Origin of the sequence: Bacillus inaquosorum KCTC 13429, from assembly GCF_000332645.1 — a bacterium.
In the GTDB taxonomy this organism is placed as follows: Bacteria; Bacillota; Bacilli; order Bacillales; family Bacillaceae; genus Bacillus; species Bacillus inaquosorum.
Window position 1 is genome coordinate 1 of sequence record NZ_AMXN01000015.1, and the last position, 15,529, is coordinate 15,529.

At 41.9% G+C, this 15,529-nt stretch carries 16 protein-coding genes, 1 tRNA gene, 1 other RNA gene and 1 other annotated feature; of the genes, 13 read left to right on the plus strand and 5 right to left on the minus strand.

Features of this window, described 5'->3' with window-relative positions:
* Positions 1-17: 17 nt before the first annotated feature.
* Positions 18-965: a YaaC family protein gene (locus BSI_RS00170; RefSeq protein WP_003242363.1), complete on the minus strand. Its 948-nt coding sequence runs from the start codon at positions 963-965 to the stop codon at positions 18-20.
* A gap of 120 nt (positions 966-1,085) precedes the next feature.
* Between BSI_RS00170 and guaB the strand changes: the two genes are divergently transcribed.
* The 6 genes from guaB (at position 1,086) to BSI_RS00140 (ending at position 7,553) form a co-directional block, all read left to right on the plus strand.
* Positions 1,086-2,552, plus strand: coding sequence for an IMP dehydrogenase (gene guaB / locus BSI_RS00165; protein ID WP_003242365.1), 1,467 nt, complete (start codon positions 1,086-1,088; stop codon positions 2,550-2,552).
* Between the two features lie 152 nt (positions 2,553-2,704).
* A complete protein-coding gene (dacA, locus tag BSI_RS00160; protein ID WP_003242367.1) occupies positions 2,705-4,036 on the plus strand; it encodes a D-alanyl-D-alanine carboxypeptidase in 1,332 nt (443 codons plus the stop codon).
* A gap of 195 nt (positions 4,037-4,231) precedes the next feature.
* Positions 4,232-5,116: a pyridoxal 5'-phosphate synthase lyase subunit PdxS gene (gene pdxS / locus BSI_RS00155; RefSeq protein ID WP_003242369.1), complete on the plus strand. Its 885-nt coding sequence runs from the start codon at positions 4,232-4,234 to the stop codon at positions 5,114-5,116.
* 21 nt (positions 5,117-5,137) lie between these two features.
* Positions 5,138-5,728 carry a pyridoxal 5'-phosphate synthase glutaminase subunit PdxT gene (pdxT, locus tag BSI_RS00150; RefSeq protein ID WP_003242371.1) on the plus strand — a complete coding sequence of 197 codons (591 nt, stop codon included), beginning with the start codon at positions 5,138-5,140 and terminating at the stop codon, positions 5,726-5,728.
* 52 nt (positions 5,729-5,780) lie between these two features.
* Positions 5,781-5,993: a binding site (T-box leader), on the plus strand.
* A gap of 54 nt (positions 5,994-6,047) precedes the next feature.
* Positions 6,048-7,325, plus strand: coding sequence for a serine--tRNA ligase (serS, locus tag BSI_RS00145; RefSeq protein WP_003242372.1), 1,278 nt, complete (start codon positions 6,048-6,050; stop codon positions 7,323-7,325).
* 135 nt (positions 7,326-7,460) lie between these two features.
* Positions 7,461-7,553 (plus strand) — tRNA-Ser (locus BSI_RS00140).
* 110 nt (positions 7,554-7,663) lie between these two features.
* Here BSI_RS00140 and dck read toward each other — a convergent pair.
* The 4 genes from dck to BSI_RS00120 form a co-directional block, all read right to left on the minus strand.
* Entirely contained in the window at positions 7,664-8,317 is a 654-nt protein-coding gene (gene dck, locus BSI_RS00135; RefSeq protein ID WP_003242374.1) for a deoxyadenosine/deoxycytidine kinase, read from the minus strand.
* Positions 8,314-8,937, minus strand: a complete 624-nt coding sequence (gene dgk / locus BSI_RS00130; protein WP_003242376.1) for a deoxyguanosine kinase — start codon at positions 8,935-8,937, stop codon at positions 8,314-8,316. The genes dck and dgk overlap by 4 nt, the downstream gene beginning before the upstream one ends.
* A 98-nt stretch (positions 8,938-9,035) precedes the next feature.
* Positions 9,036-10,319 (minus strand): glycosyl hydrolase family 18 protein, encoded by a 1,284-nt coding sequence (locus BSI_RS00125; RefSeq protein WP_003242378.1) that lies wholly within the window; start codon positions 10,317-10,319, stop codon positions 9,036-9,038.
* Positions 10,320-10,389: 70 nt separating this feature from the next.
* Entirely contained in the window at positions 10,390-10,935 is a 546-nt protein-coding gene (locus BSI_RS00120; protein ID WP_003242380.1) for a cysteine hydrolase family protein, read from the minus strand.
* Between the two features lie 85 nt (positions 10,936-11,020).
* Between BSI_RS00120 and tadA the strand changes: the two genes are divergently transcribed.
* The 7 genes from tadA to bofA all read left to right on the plus strand — a co-directional run bounded on the left by tadA (position 11,021) and on the right by bofA (position 15,204).
* Positions 11,021-11,506, plus strand: a complete 486-nt coding sequence (gene tadA / locus BSI_RS00115; protein WP_003242382.1) for a tRNA adenosine(34) deaminase TadA — start codon at positions 11,021-11,023, stop codon at positions 11,504-11,506.
* Between the two features lie 82 nt (positions 11,507-11,588).
* Positions 11,589-11,853: signal recognition particle sRNA large type (ffs, locus tag BSI_RS22405), an RNA gene on the plus strand.
* A gap of 129 nt (positions 11,854-11,982) precedes the next feature.
* On the plus strand, positions 11,983-13,674 hold the full coding sequence (dnaX, locus tag BSI_RS00110; protein ID WP_003242385.1) for a DNA polymerase III subunit gamma/tau: 1,692 nt from the start codon (positions 11,983-11,985) through the stop codon (positions 13,672-13,674).
* A gap of 23 nt (positions 13,675-13,697) precedes the next feature.
* A complete protein-coding gene (locus tag BSI_RS00105; RefSeq protein WP_003225427.1) occupies positions 13,698-14,021 on the plus strand; it encodes a YbaB/EbfC family nucleoid-associated protein in 324 nt (107 codons plus the stop codon).
* Between the two features lie 14 nt (positions 14,022-14,035).
* Entirely contained in the window at positions 14,036-14,632 is a 597-nt protein-coding gene (recR, locus tag BSI_RS00100; RefSeq protein ID WP_003242386.1) for a recombination protein RecR, read from the plus strand.
* A 17-nt stretch (positions 14,633-14,649) separates the two neighbouring features.
* Entirely contained in the window at positions 14,650-14,874 is a 225-nt protein-coding gene (locus BSI_RS00095; protein WP_003242387.1) for a YaaL family protein, read from the plus strand.
* Positions 14,875-14,940: 66 nt separating this feature from the next.
* A complete protein-coding gene (gene bofA / locus BSI_RS00090; RefSeq protein WP_003242389.1) occupies positions 14,941-15,204 on the plus strand; it encodes a sigma-K factor-processing regulator BofA in 264 nt (87 codons plus the stop codon).
* The last annotated feature ends 325 nt before the right edge of the window (positions 15,205-15,529 follow it).

A 15,529-nucleotide genomic window follows, 5' to 3' on the forward strand; every position in this document is an offset into this window, starting at 1 on the left:
CTGGGTTTTTTTGTTTGTCAAAATTGAAGAAGAAATTGTAAAGCGTATGTCGGAAATTTCTTTTCTGTCACTAATAAAAACTGCTGTATTAGCACGTAATCATCGCTTATATGCTGTGTTAACAACTCATACCACCATTCCGTTTCATACCTCGCAATCATCCCTATGTTGTACAAAATTAGATAATGAACTGCCATTTCAGGAAGTCTAAGAAATTGCTCTCTTTGAGAAGGGATATAATATTGGTTCTTACCCAGGTCATACAACAAACTGGTTGATGTCCATGGCTTCATGTCTTGCGATGAAATTTCAAACAGCAGCTCGTTTTCATTTTTCTTTTCAAAAGACCATTGAAAATGGTGGGACATATATTCGGCAAATCTTGCATCAGACATTTTATAATTGATGACCACATCCTCTGGTACAGAAATCCTGTCCTTCTCCTTCTCGACTTTTGTCATAAAACGTTCTTTCTGCTGAAAATAGAAAGTATCACTTAGTTCTGGAATCGCCATTAATAATTTTTTCATGGTGTACCGTTCATCTACTATATCCGATTGGCCGAATAAGTGTTTCATGAAATGTATGCATAGGCCGTTCCGTTGTATTTTTACTTCATCATCGCTAAAACAATAATTCTGTTTCTTTCGCTTTCTTGTTGTTACGCCATGTGCCAGTACTGATGTATGGCTTGGATAATGAGGATCCCGTGTAATTAGACATGCTTTGATAAGCTGTGCCATTCCGTAAAATAAAAGAATCGGTTTGATTTCTAATGGGGAATATGAGGCTTGTTTATAAAACGATTCGGCATGCTTTAAGAAATAAATAAACCGCTCACTGTTTTTAAAAGAGTTCTTTTTCGCATCGTCAATACCGTTTAAGATATACACTTTCTCTAGAAATTTCTGGGTTGATTCAACGGAATAAAATAGCGCTAAGTCTTTCCACTCATGATATGTCATATGTATTTCTTAATCCTTTCCGTTATCTAAATATTTCAACTCTTTCCCGCTTCCTTGACATGCTCTTGGCTAGTTGATAATCTACATATAATATTTTGCCGAAAAGAGGGGGATTTACTAATGTGGGAAAGTAAATTTTCAAAAGAAGGCTTAACGTTTGACGATGTGCTGCTTGTACCAGCTAAGTCAGAGGTACTTCCGCGTGATGTGGATTTATCTGTAGAACTTACAAAAACGTTAAAGCTAAATATTCCTGTCATCAGCGCAGGTATGGACACTGTAACAGAATCAGCAATGGCAATTGCAATGGCTAGACAGGGCGGCTTGGGCATCATTCATAAAAATATGTCCATTGAACAGCAGGCTGAACAAGTTGATAAAGTAAAGCGTTCTGAGCGTGGCGTTATCACAAATCCCTTCTTTTTAACTCCTGATCACCAAGTATTTGATGCGGAGCACTTGATGGGTAAATACAGAATTTCCGGTGTTCCGATTGTAGATAACGAGGAAGACCAAAAGCTTGTAGGAATTATTACAAACCGTGATCTTCGTTTTATTTCTGACTACTCAATGAAAATCAGCGATGTCATGACGAAAGAAGAGCTTGTTACTGCACCTGTAGGAACGACTCTGGATGAAGCTGAAAAGATTTTGCAGAAACATAAAATTGAAAAGCTTCCTCTCGTTGATGACCAGAATAAATTAAAAGGTCTTATCACAATTAAAGACATTGAAAAAGTCATTGAGTTCCCTAACTCATCTAAAGACATCCACGGCCGCCTGATCGTTGGTGCGGCAGTTGGCGTAACTGGCGATACAATGACTCGCGTCAAAAAGCTTGTTGAAGCCAATGTTGATGTTATTGTTATCGATACAGCTCACGGACATTCTCAAGGCGTATTAAACACAGTAACAAAGATCCGTGAAACATATCCTGAATTAAACATTATTGCTGGAAACGTGGCAACAGCTGAAGCGACAAGAGCGCTTATCGAAGCTGGGGCAGACGTTGTCAAAGTTGGAATCGGACCTGGTTCAATTTGTACAACACGTGTGGTAGCAGGTGTCGGTGTTCCGCAGATCACAGCAATTTATGATTGTGCGACTGAAGCAAGGAAACACGGCAAAACAATCATCGCAGACGGCGGAATTAAATTCTCTGGCGATATCACTAAAGCATTGGCAGCCGGCGGACATGCTGTTATGCTTGGAAGCTTGCTTGCAGGTACGTCAGAAAGCCCTGGTGAAACTGAAATCTACCAAGGCAGAAGATTTAAAGTATACCGCGGCATGGGATCGGTTGCTGCAATGGAAAAAGGAAGTAAAGATCGTTACTTCCAAGAAGAAAACAAAAAATTCGTTCCTGAAGGAATTGAAGGACGCACACCTTACAAAGGACCAGTTGAAGAAACTGTTTATCAGCTAGTCGGCGGACTTCGTTCTGGTATGGGATATTGCGGATCCAAAGATCTCCGAGCTTTAAGAGAAGAAGCTCAGTTCATCCGCATGACTGGCGCAGGGCTTCGTGAAAGCCATCCGCATGATGTACAGATTACAAAAGAATCTCCGAACTATACAATTTCATAATAAATTGTTACAAATTAAAAACATTTGACAGGGTCTCTGACTCTGTCTATTTTTTTTATACTGATTATGATAAAATTTATACTGTTGTGCATTGAAAATGTCCTTAACGGCTTAATTATAGATGAAGAAAATGAAATACGGAGGTCGTACGATTGAACATCAAGAAATGTAAACAGTTATTGATGTCATTGGTTGTGTTAACACTAGCTGTCACTTGTCTGGCTCCAATGTCAAAAGCAAAAGCAGCCAGTGATCCAATTGATGTCAATGCATCAGCTGCTATTATGATCGAAGCTTCTTCAGGTAAAATTTTGTACAGTAAAAATGCAGATCAGAGACTGCCAATTGCCAGCATGACAAAAATGATGACAGAGTATCTGTTATTAGAAGCAATTGATGAAGGTAAAGTGAAATGGGACCAAACCTATACGCCTGATGACTATGTGTATGAGATTTCCCAAGATAACAGCTTATCAAACGTTCCTCTTCGGAAAGACGGGAAATACACGGTAAAAGAACTATATCAAGCTACAGCAATTTATTCTGCAAATGCCGCGGCTATCGCGATTGCGGAAGTCGTTGCGGGCAGTGAAACTAAGTTTGTTGAAAAAATGAATGCAAAAGCGAAAGAACTAGGTTTAACAGATTATAAATTTGTTAACGCAACAGGTCTTGAAAACAAAGATCTTCACGGGCAGCAGCCTGAGGGGACAAGCGCAGATGAAGAAAGTGAAGTTTCTGCTAAGGACATGGCGATTCTTGCGGATCACTTGATTACTGACTACCCTGAGATTCTGGAGACTTCCAGTATCGCTAAAACAAAGTTCAGAAAAGGCACTGATGATGAAATGGACATGCCGAACTGGAACTTCATGCTGAAAGGGCTCGTTAGTGAGTATAAAAAAGCGACTGTAGACGGACTGAAAACAGGCTCTACTGACTCTGCGGGTTCATGCTTCACAGGAACAGCTGAACTCAATGGAATGCGTGTTATTACTGTTGTATTAAACGCAAAAGGCAACCTACATACAGGCCGTTTCGATGAAACGAAAAAAATGTTCGATTATGCTTTCGACAATTTCTCCATGAAAGAAATTTATGCTGAAGGCGATCAAGTAAAAGGCCATAAAACGATTTCAGTTGATAAGGGTAAAGAGAAAGAAGTAGGCATTGTAACAAACAAGGCGTTCTCTCTTCCTGTCAAAAATGGCGAAGAAAAGAATTACAAAGCGAAAGTTACACTAAATAAAGACACCTTAACTGCTCCTGTAAAAAAAGGAACGAAGGTTGGGAAACTGACTGCAGAATATACAGGTGATGAAAAGGATTACGGATTCCTTAACAGCAATCTAGCTGGCGTTGACCTTGTTACAAAAGAAAATGTAGAAAAAGCAAACTGGTTTGTTCTGACAATGCGCAGTATCGGCGGATTTTTCGCCGGCATTTGGGGAAGTATTGTTGATACGGTAACCGGCTGGTTTTAATCAATTAAAAGAGCTCTGATGTATGTTAGGGCTCTTTCGCTTAATATACTGAAAAAACCCAATTTTTAATAAAAAATGATTTTCAAAGCGCTAAAAACCGAATAAAATGATATATATCCATATGAATTATTGGATTTCTAGGATACAATAAGGATTAGAAATCATACACTATACCTTGATTAGGGGGACCAAGAAATGGCTCAAACAGGTACTGAACGCGTAAAACGTGGAATGGCAGAAATGCAAAAAGGCGGCGTCATCATGGACGTCATCAATGCGGAACAAGCGAAAATTGCTGAAGAGGCTGGAGCTGTCGCTGTAATGGCGCTAGAACGTGTACCAGCTGATATTCGCGCGGCTGGAGGAGTTGCCCGTATGGCTGACCCTACAATCGTGGAAGAAGTAATGAATGCAGTATCTATCCCGGTAATGGCAAAAGCGCGTATCGGACATATTGTTGAAGCGCGTGTGCTTGAAGCTATGGGTGTTGACTATATTGATGAAAGTGAAGTTCTGACTCCGGCTGACGAAGAATTTCATTTAAATAAAAATGAATACACAGTTCCTTTCGTCTGCGGCTGCCGTGATCTTGGTGAAGCAACACGCCGTATTGCTGAAGGTGCTTCTATGCTTCGTACGAAAGGCGAGCCTGGAACAGGCAACATTGTTGAAGCTGTTCGCCATATGCGAAAAGTAAACGCACAAGTGCGCAAAGTAGTTGCGATGAGTGATGATGAATTAATGACAGAAGCGAAAAACTTAGGTGCTCCTTACGAGCTTCTTGTGCAAATTAAAAGAGACGGTAAGCTTCCTGTCGTTAACTTTGCTGCTGGCGGCGTAGCCACTCCTGCTGATGCTGCGCTCATGATGCAGCTTGGTGCTGACGGAGTATTTGTTGGTTCTGGTATTTTCAAATCAGACAACCCTGCTAAGTTTGCGAAAGCAATTGTGGAAGCAACAACTCACTACACTGATTACAAATTGATCGCTGAGCTTTCAAAAGAGCTTGGTACTGCAATGAAAGGGATTGAAATCTCAAACTTACTTCCAGAACAGCGTATGCAAGAACGCGGCTGGTAAGAATATAGGAGCGCTGCTGACATGTTAACAATAGGAGTATTAGGACTTCAAGGAGCAGTTAGAGAGCATATCCATGCAATTGAAGCATGCGGCGCGGCTGGTCTTGTCGTTAAACGTCCGGAGCAGCTGAACGAAGTCGACGGGTTGATTTTGCCGGGCGGTGAGAGTACGACGATGCGCCGTTTGATTGATACGTATCAATTCATGGAGCCACTTCGTGAATTTGCTGCTCAGGGAAAACCGATGTTTGGGACATGCGCCGGATTAATTATATTAGCAAAAGAAATTGCTGGCTCAGATAATCCTCATTTAGGTCTGCTGAATGTGGTTGTTGAACGCAATTCGTTTGGCCGGCAGGTAGACAGCTTTGAAGCTGATTTAACAATCAAAGGCCTGGACGAGCCTTTTACAGGGGTATTCATCCGTGCGCCGCATATTTTAGAAGCTGGTGAAAATGTTGAAGTTCTTTCGGAGCATAATGGTCGTATTGTAGCTGCTAAACAGGATCAATTCCTGGGCTGCTCGTTCCATCCGGAGCTGACAGAAGATCACCGAGTGACACAGCTGTTTGTTCAAATGGTTGAGGAATACAAGCAGAAAGCACTTGTATAAAACAGTTGAAAGCTGTGGAAACTTATAGTACATTATAAGCACAAATAAAGATCGAAAAGCGTTGATAGGAACTAGTAGGAAGCCTCTCTTTCTAAGAGAGCCGATGGTTGGTGTGAATCGGTGAAAGATGCTGTCTGAATCCATCCTTGAGCGAAATGCTGAAATAAGTAGGCATTTACGGGATAACCGTTATGTGTGAAAGTGGAAAGCGAGTCTTTGACTTGTTTTCAATCAGGGTGGCAACGCGAGAGCTCTCGTCCCTTTATGGGGATGAGGGCTCTTTTTATTTTCGACAAATTCAATAAAAGGAGTGTTTCGCATGCTTGATACGAAAATGCTGAGAGCAAATTTCCAAGAAATTAAGGCAAAGCTTGTACACAAAGGCGAAGACTTAACTGATTTTGATAAGTTTGAGGCGCTGGACGATAGACGAAGAGAGCTTATCGGTAAAGTTGAAGAGTTAAAGGGAAAACGAAATGAAGTATCTCAGCAGGTTGCTGTGCTGAAGCGTGAGAAAAAAGACGCGGATCACATTATTAAAGAAATGCGTGAAGTGGGCGAGGAAATTAAAAAACTTGATGAAGAATTAAGAACAGTGGAAGCTGAGCTTGATACCATTCTTCTTTCAATTCCAAACATTCCGCATGAGTCTGTCCCTGTCGGTGAAACAGAAGACGACAACATAGAAGTGCGTAAATGGGGTGAAAAGCCTTCATTTGCTTACGATCCGAAACCGCACTGGGATATTGCAGATGAGCTGGGTATTCTTGATTTTGAACGTGCTGCAAAGGTAACAGGAAGCCGTTTCGTGTTCTATAAAGGTTTAGGTGCTCGTCTGGAGCGTGCGCTTTATAACTTTATGCTTGATCTGCATGTAGATGAGTATAACTATACTGAAGTGATCCCGCCTTATATGGTAAACCGCGCAAGCATGACGGGAACGGGTCAGCTTCCTAAATTCGAAGAGGATGCGTTTAAAATCAGAGAAGAAGATTACTTCTTAATTCCGACTGCGGAAGTACCGATTACAAACATGCATCGCGATGAGATCCTTTCAGGTGACAGCCTGCCGATTAACTATGCGGCATTCAGTGCCTGCTTCCGTTCTGAAGCTGGTTCAGCAGGGCGCGATACACGCGGATTAATCCGTCAGCACCAATTTAATAAAGTTGAGCTTGTGAAGTTTGTAAAGCCTGAAGATTCTTATGAAGAATTAGAGAAGCTTACAAACCAAGCAGAACGAGTTCTTCAGCTGCTTGAGCTTCCATACCGTGTCATGAGCATGTGTACGGGTGATCTAGGCTTTACGGCTGCGAAAAAATACGATATCGAAGTTTGGATTCCAAGCCAAGACACATATCGTGAAATCTCTTCTTGCAGCAACTTCGAAGCGTTCCAGGCAAGACGTGCGAACATTCGTTTCAGACGTGAAGCGAAAGGCAAGCCAGAGCATGTACACACACTGAATGGTTCAGGTCTGGCGGTTGGAAGAACAGTTGCCGCTATCTTAGAAAATTATCAGCAGGAAGACGGAAGCGTTGTTGTTCCAAAAGTACTTCGCCCTTATATGGGAAATAGAGAAGTAATAAAACCATAAAATTGTGAAAAGGTGTGCCTGACCAGGTGCGCCTTTTTGCCTGTGTAGACAGGACATTTTTATAAAAACAAAAAAAGTTTTTAAAAATGCTTGACCATATAAGAACATTCATGATATAGTAAGTCTTGTCGATACGGAGGAATACCCAAGTCCGGCTGAAGGGATCGGTCTTGAAAACCGACAGGGGTGTCAAAGCCCGCGGGGGTTCGAATCCCTCTTCCTCCGCCATATTGATTTTAATCTAATGAAACACAAGCATATATTGGAGATTGTTTTGTCCGTTGCGTTCGGTGCAGCGGATTTTTTATTATAATGAAAAAGTGAATCTCAGTTGAGATTCACTTTTTTTGATTTTCATGAATAACTGAAGCGATTTGATCTACTATGTTTTCAATCGAGCTTTCGTCGTTCAGCAGATCGTAATCCTCAATGCGAAGCTTTAGAACAGGGCAGGCGTTAAAACCGCTTATCCAGTTTTCATAGCGTGTATGCATTTCCTCCCAGTAAGAGGGGCTTGTCTGAAGCTCCATTTCACGGCCGCGTTCTTCAATTCGGTTTAAAATGTTCTCCAGATCTCCTTCTAAATAAATCAATACATCTGGGTGTGGGAAATACGGTGTCATCACCATTGCTTCGAAAAGGCTTGTGTAAGTTTTATAATCAGTCTTTGACATTGTCCCTTTGTCAGCATGCATTTTCGCGAAAATACCTGTGTCTTCATAAATAGAACGATCCTGTACAAATCCTCCGCCGGCTTCAAAAATCGTTTTCTGTTCTTTGAATCGCTCAGCTAAGAAATAGATTTGCAGGTGAAAGCTCCAACGCTCAAAATCATGATAGAACTTTTCTAAGTATGGATTATGATCGACTTCCTCCAGAGAGGTTTTAAATCCAAGCCGTTTAGCCAAAGCTTTTGTTAAAGTCGATTTTCCGACACCTACTGTTCCTGCTACTGTGATAATTGAATTTTTAGGGATATGATGTTCCTTCATACGATAAGCTCCTTTACATGGGCGGCAATGCGTTCAAAGTCGCTCTTATTCAAAACGAAATCTTTAGAATCGCCATCTATGGTTAACACTGTAAGTTCAGGATCTGATTCCTGCAGCTGTTTGATGGCGACTTCATAATCTGCGATCAGCTGCTCTAAATAGCTTGTTTCAATTTTTTTCTCAAAGGGGCGTCCGCGTTTTTCAATACGGTGTAACAATGTGGGCAGACTAGCCTTTATGTAAATGATGACATTCGGCTTTGGTAGATCATCCGTTAGCAGGTGATAAATCTTTTTATATTTTTCCAGCTGATGCTGAGACAGGGTACGTTCCGCAAAAATCACATTTTTATAAATGTGATAATCAGCTATCACAGGCTGTCCCTTTTTTAAAAAGTGATCACTGGTGTCTTCAAGCTGTTTGTATCTGTGACAAAGAAAAAACATTTCAAGCTGGAAGCTCCATTCCTCTATATTGTCATAAAACTTATCAAGGTACGGGTTATCCTCAACAATCTCACTAATCATAGGGAATCCAAATTCTTGTGAGAGCATCGTCGCGAGGGTAGTTTTTCCTGCCCCGATAGGACCTTCTATTGCAATAAAAGGGGCTGTATTCATCGGAATCCTCCTTATTTCTGAAAAACGTTCGTCAGTTACCGACCTTCATATTGTATCACAACCCTTGGGCGCCCCCATGAAAAAAAGACGTTTCCAAATTATCGAAACGTCTTTTTGACAATATTAAATTGATCAGACAGCAGCAGCCAGTTTTGCGGGAAGGAAAGACCCAGCTTCCAATAGCTGATGCCTCTTAAATTCAGCTCTTTAATCAAATTGAATTTTGCTTGGATCGAGCGGGCATCCTCGAACCATACCTCGTGTCTTCTGTTTTCTGCATCAGTATAGCGGAAGAAAGGGGCTTGAGCGGTTTGGTCATACTGAATTTCTGCATTGTTTTGATCGGCAATGACAATGGCTTGCTGAGGGCTTATTGCTCTTGCCGGAGTTCCGCCAGCTGTATATGGCAGCGTCCAGTCATACCCATATAAATTCTGGCCCATGACAATTTTATTCGCAGGCATTTCAGTCAAAGCATATTCTATGACATCCCGAACAGGCCCGATTGGAGAAACGGCTTGAGCCGGCCCGCCGCTATAGCCCCATTCATATGTCATGAGAACAACAAAGTCGACAATTTGGCCATGGGCTCTGTAATCATGGGCTTCGTACCATCTGCCCTGCTGTGTTGCGCTTGTTTTTGGGGCAAGCGCTGTAGAAATTTCTAAGCCTTCTCGATGGAAAAGATCCCTTGCTTCACGGAGAAATTGATTATAGGCTTCTCTATCCTCAGGCCGCAAATATTCAAAGTCAAAATGAATATCATAGAAACCATATCTTTTTGCATTCTCGACTATTTCATTTAAAAGTCTTCTTTTTACAGTATCGTCGTTCAAAAGGATCCGGCCGAGTTCATCGCTGAATGCCTGGTTTTCTAGGTTCGTTATAATCATCATCAATGTCGTGTTTTGATTCTCTGCAATGCTTCTTAAATTGGTTAAAGGCGGTGCGACTAAGGTTCCGTCACGCTGTGCCTGGAAACTGAATGCGCCTAGGTACGTTAAGTAGGGCGACGCTTCTCTGGCCGCCTGCTGGAGATTTTCGCTGACTTGATTTCCGCGGGGCTCCAAATAAGCATTTGATTCGATGTCCCGTTTAGGAATTGGGGGGATGTATAAACGGAAACCAATCTGCAGCACGGTATTTAACTGGATGCGATTAACCCTGGCGAGCTCGGCTGCCGTTGTATTAAATTGTTGCGCGATGGATGTCAGGGTATCACCTTGTTGAACATCATAGAACTGGCCAGCTATTGGAATGACAATGGTTTGTCCGACAACAAGGCTGTCGGGATTCGGTATTTCATTCGTTTCTGTGATTTCACTTACAGTTGTTCTGTATTGTGAAGCGATAGCAGAAAGAGTGTCGCCTTGTTTCACCACATAAATTTGAATGAAAAACGCCTCCTTTCATATCGCTATCCAATGTATGAAAGAAAAACGCTGATCATGTTTATTTTTCTGTAATTTGTTCCTCGGTCGTAATTTCTGCGAAAAGAACATTCTCCATCATGGTCAAGGCAAATTCGTTGTCTTCGTCACGATTTGAGGCGATACAGTCCTTAGGAATCGTGATGCTGTATTCCCTCATGTAAGCGTCATTAGCGGTAAACAGCACGCATATGTTACCGGCTATACCTGTTAAGACAATATGCTTCACCTGCAATTCGGTAAGGAGAGTGTGAAGTGCTGTTTCGTAAAAGGCGGAATGTTTCGGTTTGATTAAAAAATAATCAGCATCTTCCGGCGCTATTTGTCTGATGATATCCTTGCTTTTTTCATTCGTGCATTCTTGCTGAATATTTTTAATATCAGCTTGCCAAAGTCCGTAATGATCATTAATGTAAATAATCGGCCAGTCATTTTGTCTCGCATGCTCCTTTAATGATAAAATGTGAGGAACGATTTTTTCTGTTTTTTTAGCGAGGCTTTCTCCCATATCGAATTCAAAATTATTGATCATGTCTACAATGAGAAGAGCTGTGTCTGCTTTGGACAATCGACAGTCTCCTTTCCGTTTCAGTTATAGTTAATATGTAGCCTTTTTAGGCAATGAAAAAACTTTGAAAAGAGAGCTTATCCTTATGACACAAGATGAACTTTATATGAAAGAAGCAATTAAAGAAGCGAAAAAAGCTGAAGAGAAAGGTGAAGTGCCAATCGGCGCCGTGCTTGTCGTCAATGATGAAATCGTAGCGCGTGCACATAATTTAAGAGAGACGGAGCAGCGGTCAATCGCTCATGCGGAAATGCTTGTGATTGATGAAGCGTGTAAGGCGCTGGGAACGTGGCGGCTGGAGGGGGCAACTCTTTATGTGACGCTTGAGCCTTGTCCGATGTGTGCTGGTGCCGTCGTGCTTTCTCGAGTGGAAAAAGTGGTATTTGGTGCATTTGACCCTAAAGGCGGCTGTTCAGGCACGCTTATGAACCTTTTGCAGGAAGAGCGCTTTAACCACCAGGCTGAAGTGGTGAGCGGGGTGCTTGAGGAGGAATGCGGAGGAATGCTCAGTTCGTTTTTTAGAGAACTGCGAAAAAAGAAGAAAGCCTTCAGGAAAAACTTGTCTGAGTAGTCCGGTTGCAATTTTTAGGGGGAAACGATATACTTATGTATGCATCGCAATAGATGCGATATAAAATTTGATATTTATTTTGCCGTGCTAAGCGGGGAGGTAGCGGTGCCCTGTACCTGCAATCCGCTCTAGCAGGGCCGAATCCCTTCTCGAGGTTCGTTTACTTTAAGGTCTGCCTTAAGTAAGTGGTGTTGACGTTTGGGTCCTGCGCAATGGGAATTCATGAACCATGTCAGGTCCGGAAGGAAGCAGCATTAAGTGAAACCTCTCATGTGCCGCAGGGTTGCCTGGGCCGAGCTAACTGCTTAAGTAACGCTTAGGGTAGCGAATCGACAGAAGGTGCACGGTAAATCAATCATCAAATTTTCAGACTCACCTATCATTAGGTGAGTTTTTTGTTATGTAAAAAGAGCTTTTGGAATCGAAACAAGGTTCATGTATAATGGGAATGATGAATAACGGAGGAGGGCAAACCCGTGAGTTACCAAGCTTTATATCGAGTATTCAGGCCTCAGCGCTTTGAAGATGTGGTTGGACAAGAACACATTACAAAAACGCTGCAAAATGCCCTTTTGCAAAAAAAGTTTTCTCACGCCTATCTGTTTTCCGGGCCAAGAGGAACGGGAAAAACCAGTGCAGCCAAAATATTTGCCAAGGCTGTCAACTGTGAACATGCTCCTGTTGATGAGCCATGCAACGAATGTGCGGCCTGTAAAGGGATAACAAACGGGTCAATATCCGATGTCATAGAAATTGACGCCGCTTCAAACAACGGTGTTGATGAGATTCGTGACATTCGCGATAAAGTGAAGTTTGCCCCGTCGGCCGTCACATATAAGGTATATATCATAGATGAGGTACATATGCTTTCTATCGGCGCCTTTAATGCATTGCTAAAAACATTAGAAGAGCCGCCCGAGCATTGTATTTTCATTTTAGCAACAACCGAACCGCACAAAATTCCTTTAACCATTATCTCCAGATGTCAGCGTTTTGATTTTAAACGAATTACATCCCAAGCGATTGTCGGATGTATGAATAAAATCGTTGATGCCGAACAGCTGCAAGTGGAAGAGGGATCACTTGATATCATTGCGAGTGCTGCAGATGGCGGTATGAGGGATGCTTTGAGTCTTCTTGATCAGGCTGTATCATTCAGCGGTGATGTCCTGAAGGTCGAGGATGCGCTTTTGATTACGGGAGCTGTTTCTCAATTATATATAGGAAAGCTTGCACAATCCCTGCATGATAAAAACGTTTCTGACGCACTGGAAACATTAAATGAGCTGCTTCAGCAAGGGAAAGATCCGGCTAAGCTGATAGAGGATATGATTTTCTATTTCAGGGACATGCTGCTGTACAAAACAGCCCCTGGCTTAGAAGGGGTGCTTGAAAAAGTAAAAGTTGATGAAACGTTCCGGGGACTAAGCGAACAAATTCCGGCACAGGCCATATATGAAATGATAGATATTCTGAACAAGAGCCACCAAGAAATGAAATGGACAAATCATCCCCGTATCTTTTTTGAAGTGGCAGTGGTGAAGATTTGCCAAACGTCTCATCAATCAACTGCTGACCTGCCTGAAGTCGATATGCTGATGAAAAAAATTCAGCAGCTCGAGCAGGAAGTGGAGCGGCTTAAAACAACGGGTATTAAAGCAGCGGCGGAAAGCCCGAAAAAAGAAACGCCGCGTGTGCCAAAGGGCGGGAAATCCAATTACAAAGCACCAGTAGGCAGAATTCATGAAATTCTAAAGGAAGCTACGAGACCGGATCTTGACCTGCTCAGAAACAGCTGGGGCAAGCTTCTTGCTCATCTCAAACAGCAAAACAAAGTGTCACATGCCGCTTTGCTGAATGACAGTGAACCTGTGGCAGCCGCCTCAGCGGCATTTGTTTTGAAATTCAAATATGAAATTCATTGTAAAATGGTCGCCGAGGATAATAACGGAGTCCGGACCAATCTTGAGCAGATTTTAGAATCGATGCTCGGAAAAAGAATGGATTTGATTGGCGTTCCAGAAGAACAATGGGGTAAAATAAGAGAAGAATTTTTAGTAGATCATCAGCAGGAAAATGAAGGATCAAATGAACCGGCTGAAGAAGACCCGCTGATTGCCGAGGCGAAAAAGCTTGTCGGAGCGGATTTAATTGAAATAAAAGACTAACAAAATGAAAGAGAGTGAATGCTATGCGTGGCGGAATGGGAAATATGCAAAAAATGATGAAACAAATGCAAAAAATGCAAAAGGACATGGCGAAGGCTCAAGAAGAGCTTGCAGAAAAGGTTGTTGAAGGAACTGCGGGCGGCGGTATGGTAACAGTAAAAGCAAACGGCCAAAAAGAAATCCTGGATGTCATCATTAAAGAGGAAGTCGTTGATCCGGAAGATATCGACATGCTTCAAGATTTAGTGCTTGCTGCAACGAATGAAGCTTTGAAAAAAGTTGACGAGATCACAAACGAAACAATGGGTCAATTTACAAAGGGAATGAACATGCCAGGTTTATTCTAGGGGGATAAAAGAACATGCAATATCCTGAACCAATATCAAAGCTGATTGACAGCTTTATGAAATTGCCAGGGATCGGACCGAAAACAGCGGTTCGTCTGGCTTTTTTTGTTCTAGGTATGAAAGAAGATGTGGTATTAGATTTTGCGAAAGCATTAGTAAATGCGAAACGCAACCTGACATATTGTTCAGTTTGCGGGCATATTACAGATCAGGACCCTTGCTATATATGTGAAGATACGCGCAGGGATAAGTCTATTATCTGTGTTGTGCAAGACCCTAAGGATGTTATCGCTATGGAGAAAATGAAGGAATACAATGGACAGTATCACGTTCTCCACGGCGCCATTTCTCCAATGGACGGCATCGGACCGGAGGATATTAAAATACCAGAATTGTTAAAACGATTACAGGATGATCAAGTGACAGAAGTGATTCTCGCGACAAACCCTAATATAGAAGGGGAAGCAACGGCGATGTATATATCAAGGCTCCTGAAGCCGTCTGGTATTAAGCTCTCCCGTATTGCCCACGGACTGCCCGTCGGCGGCGATTTGGAATATGCGGATGAGGTCACTCTTTCTAAAGCACTTGAAGGAAGACGTGAATTGTAAGGAGGAAAAAGCGATCCATGGGTTTTCTTCGCAAGAAAACATTGAGAAGAGAGTTTGATGAAAAACTAACCGAGCAGCTTTTTAAGCAAAAGGAAGAGTGGAACAGGCAGAAAAAGCTGGTTGAAAAAAGCTTAGAACCGTCTGCTGAAGTGTTATACGAACTAAAAGTAGCTGAAGCAAAGTATTTTTTTTACTTGAGGGAAGCAAAGCAGCGAAATTTAAAAATCAGCAGGTGGAAGTAAGTGGTCTAAACTCCTGGATCTTCTCATAAGCTTGTACTAGAACAAGCAAAGGAGATGAGAAGATTCATGGAGCCTATTTTTATTATAGGGATTATTTTAGGACTGGTTATTCTTCTTTTTTTATCAGGTTCAGCAGCAAAGCCTTTAAAGTGGATTGGCATTACAGCTGTTAAATTTGTTGCGGGTGCTTTGCTGCTGGTTTGTGTAAATATGTTTGGCGGCAGTCTTGGCATTCATGTGCCAATTAATATTGTCACTACAGCTATCAGCGGAATTTTAGGAATACCGGGAATAGCTGCGTTAGTTGTCATTAAGCAATTTATCATTTAATTGATATTATATATTGACTTTGATAGCTCAGGGTGTTATTCTAATATACGTCGCTGATGGCGAATTGCTTTTTTGGAAAGAAATAATTAAAAAGTTGTTGACGATAGCGATAGAAAATGTTATGATTATAAAGTCGCTTAAAGAGCGGCAACAAAGTTCTTTGAAAACTAAACAAGACAAAACGTACCTGTTAATTCATTTTTAAATAAATCGCACAGCGATGTGCGTAGTCAGTCAAACTAGGGCCTGCACGATGCAGGTCACACAGGTGTCGCCGCAGAATGCGGTGGACTTAACCTGTGATCCATTTATCGGAGAGTTTGAT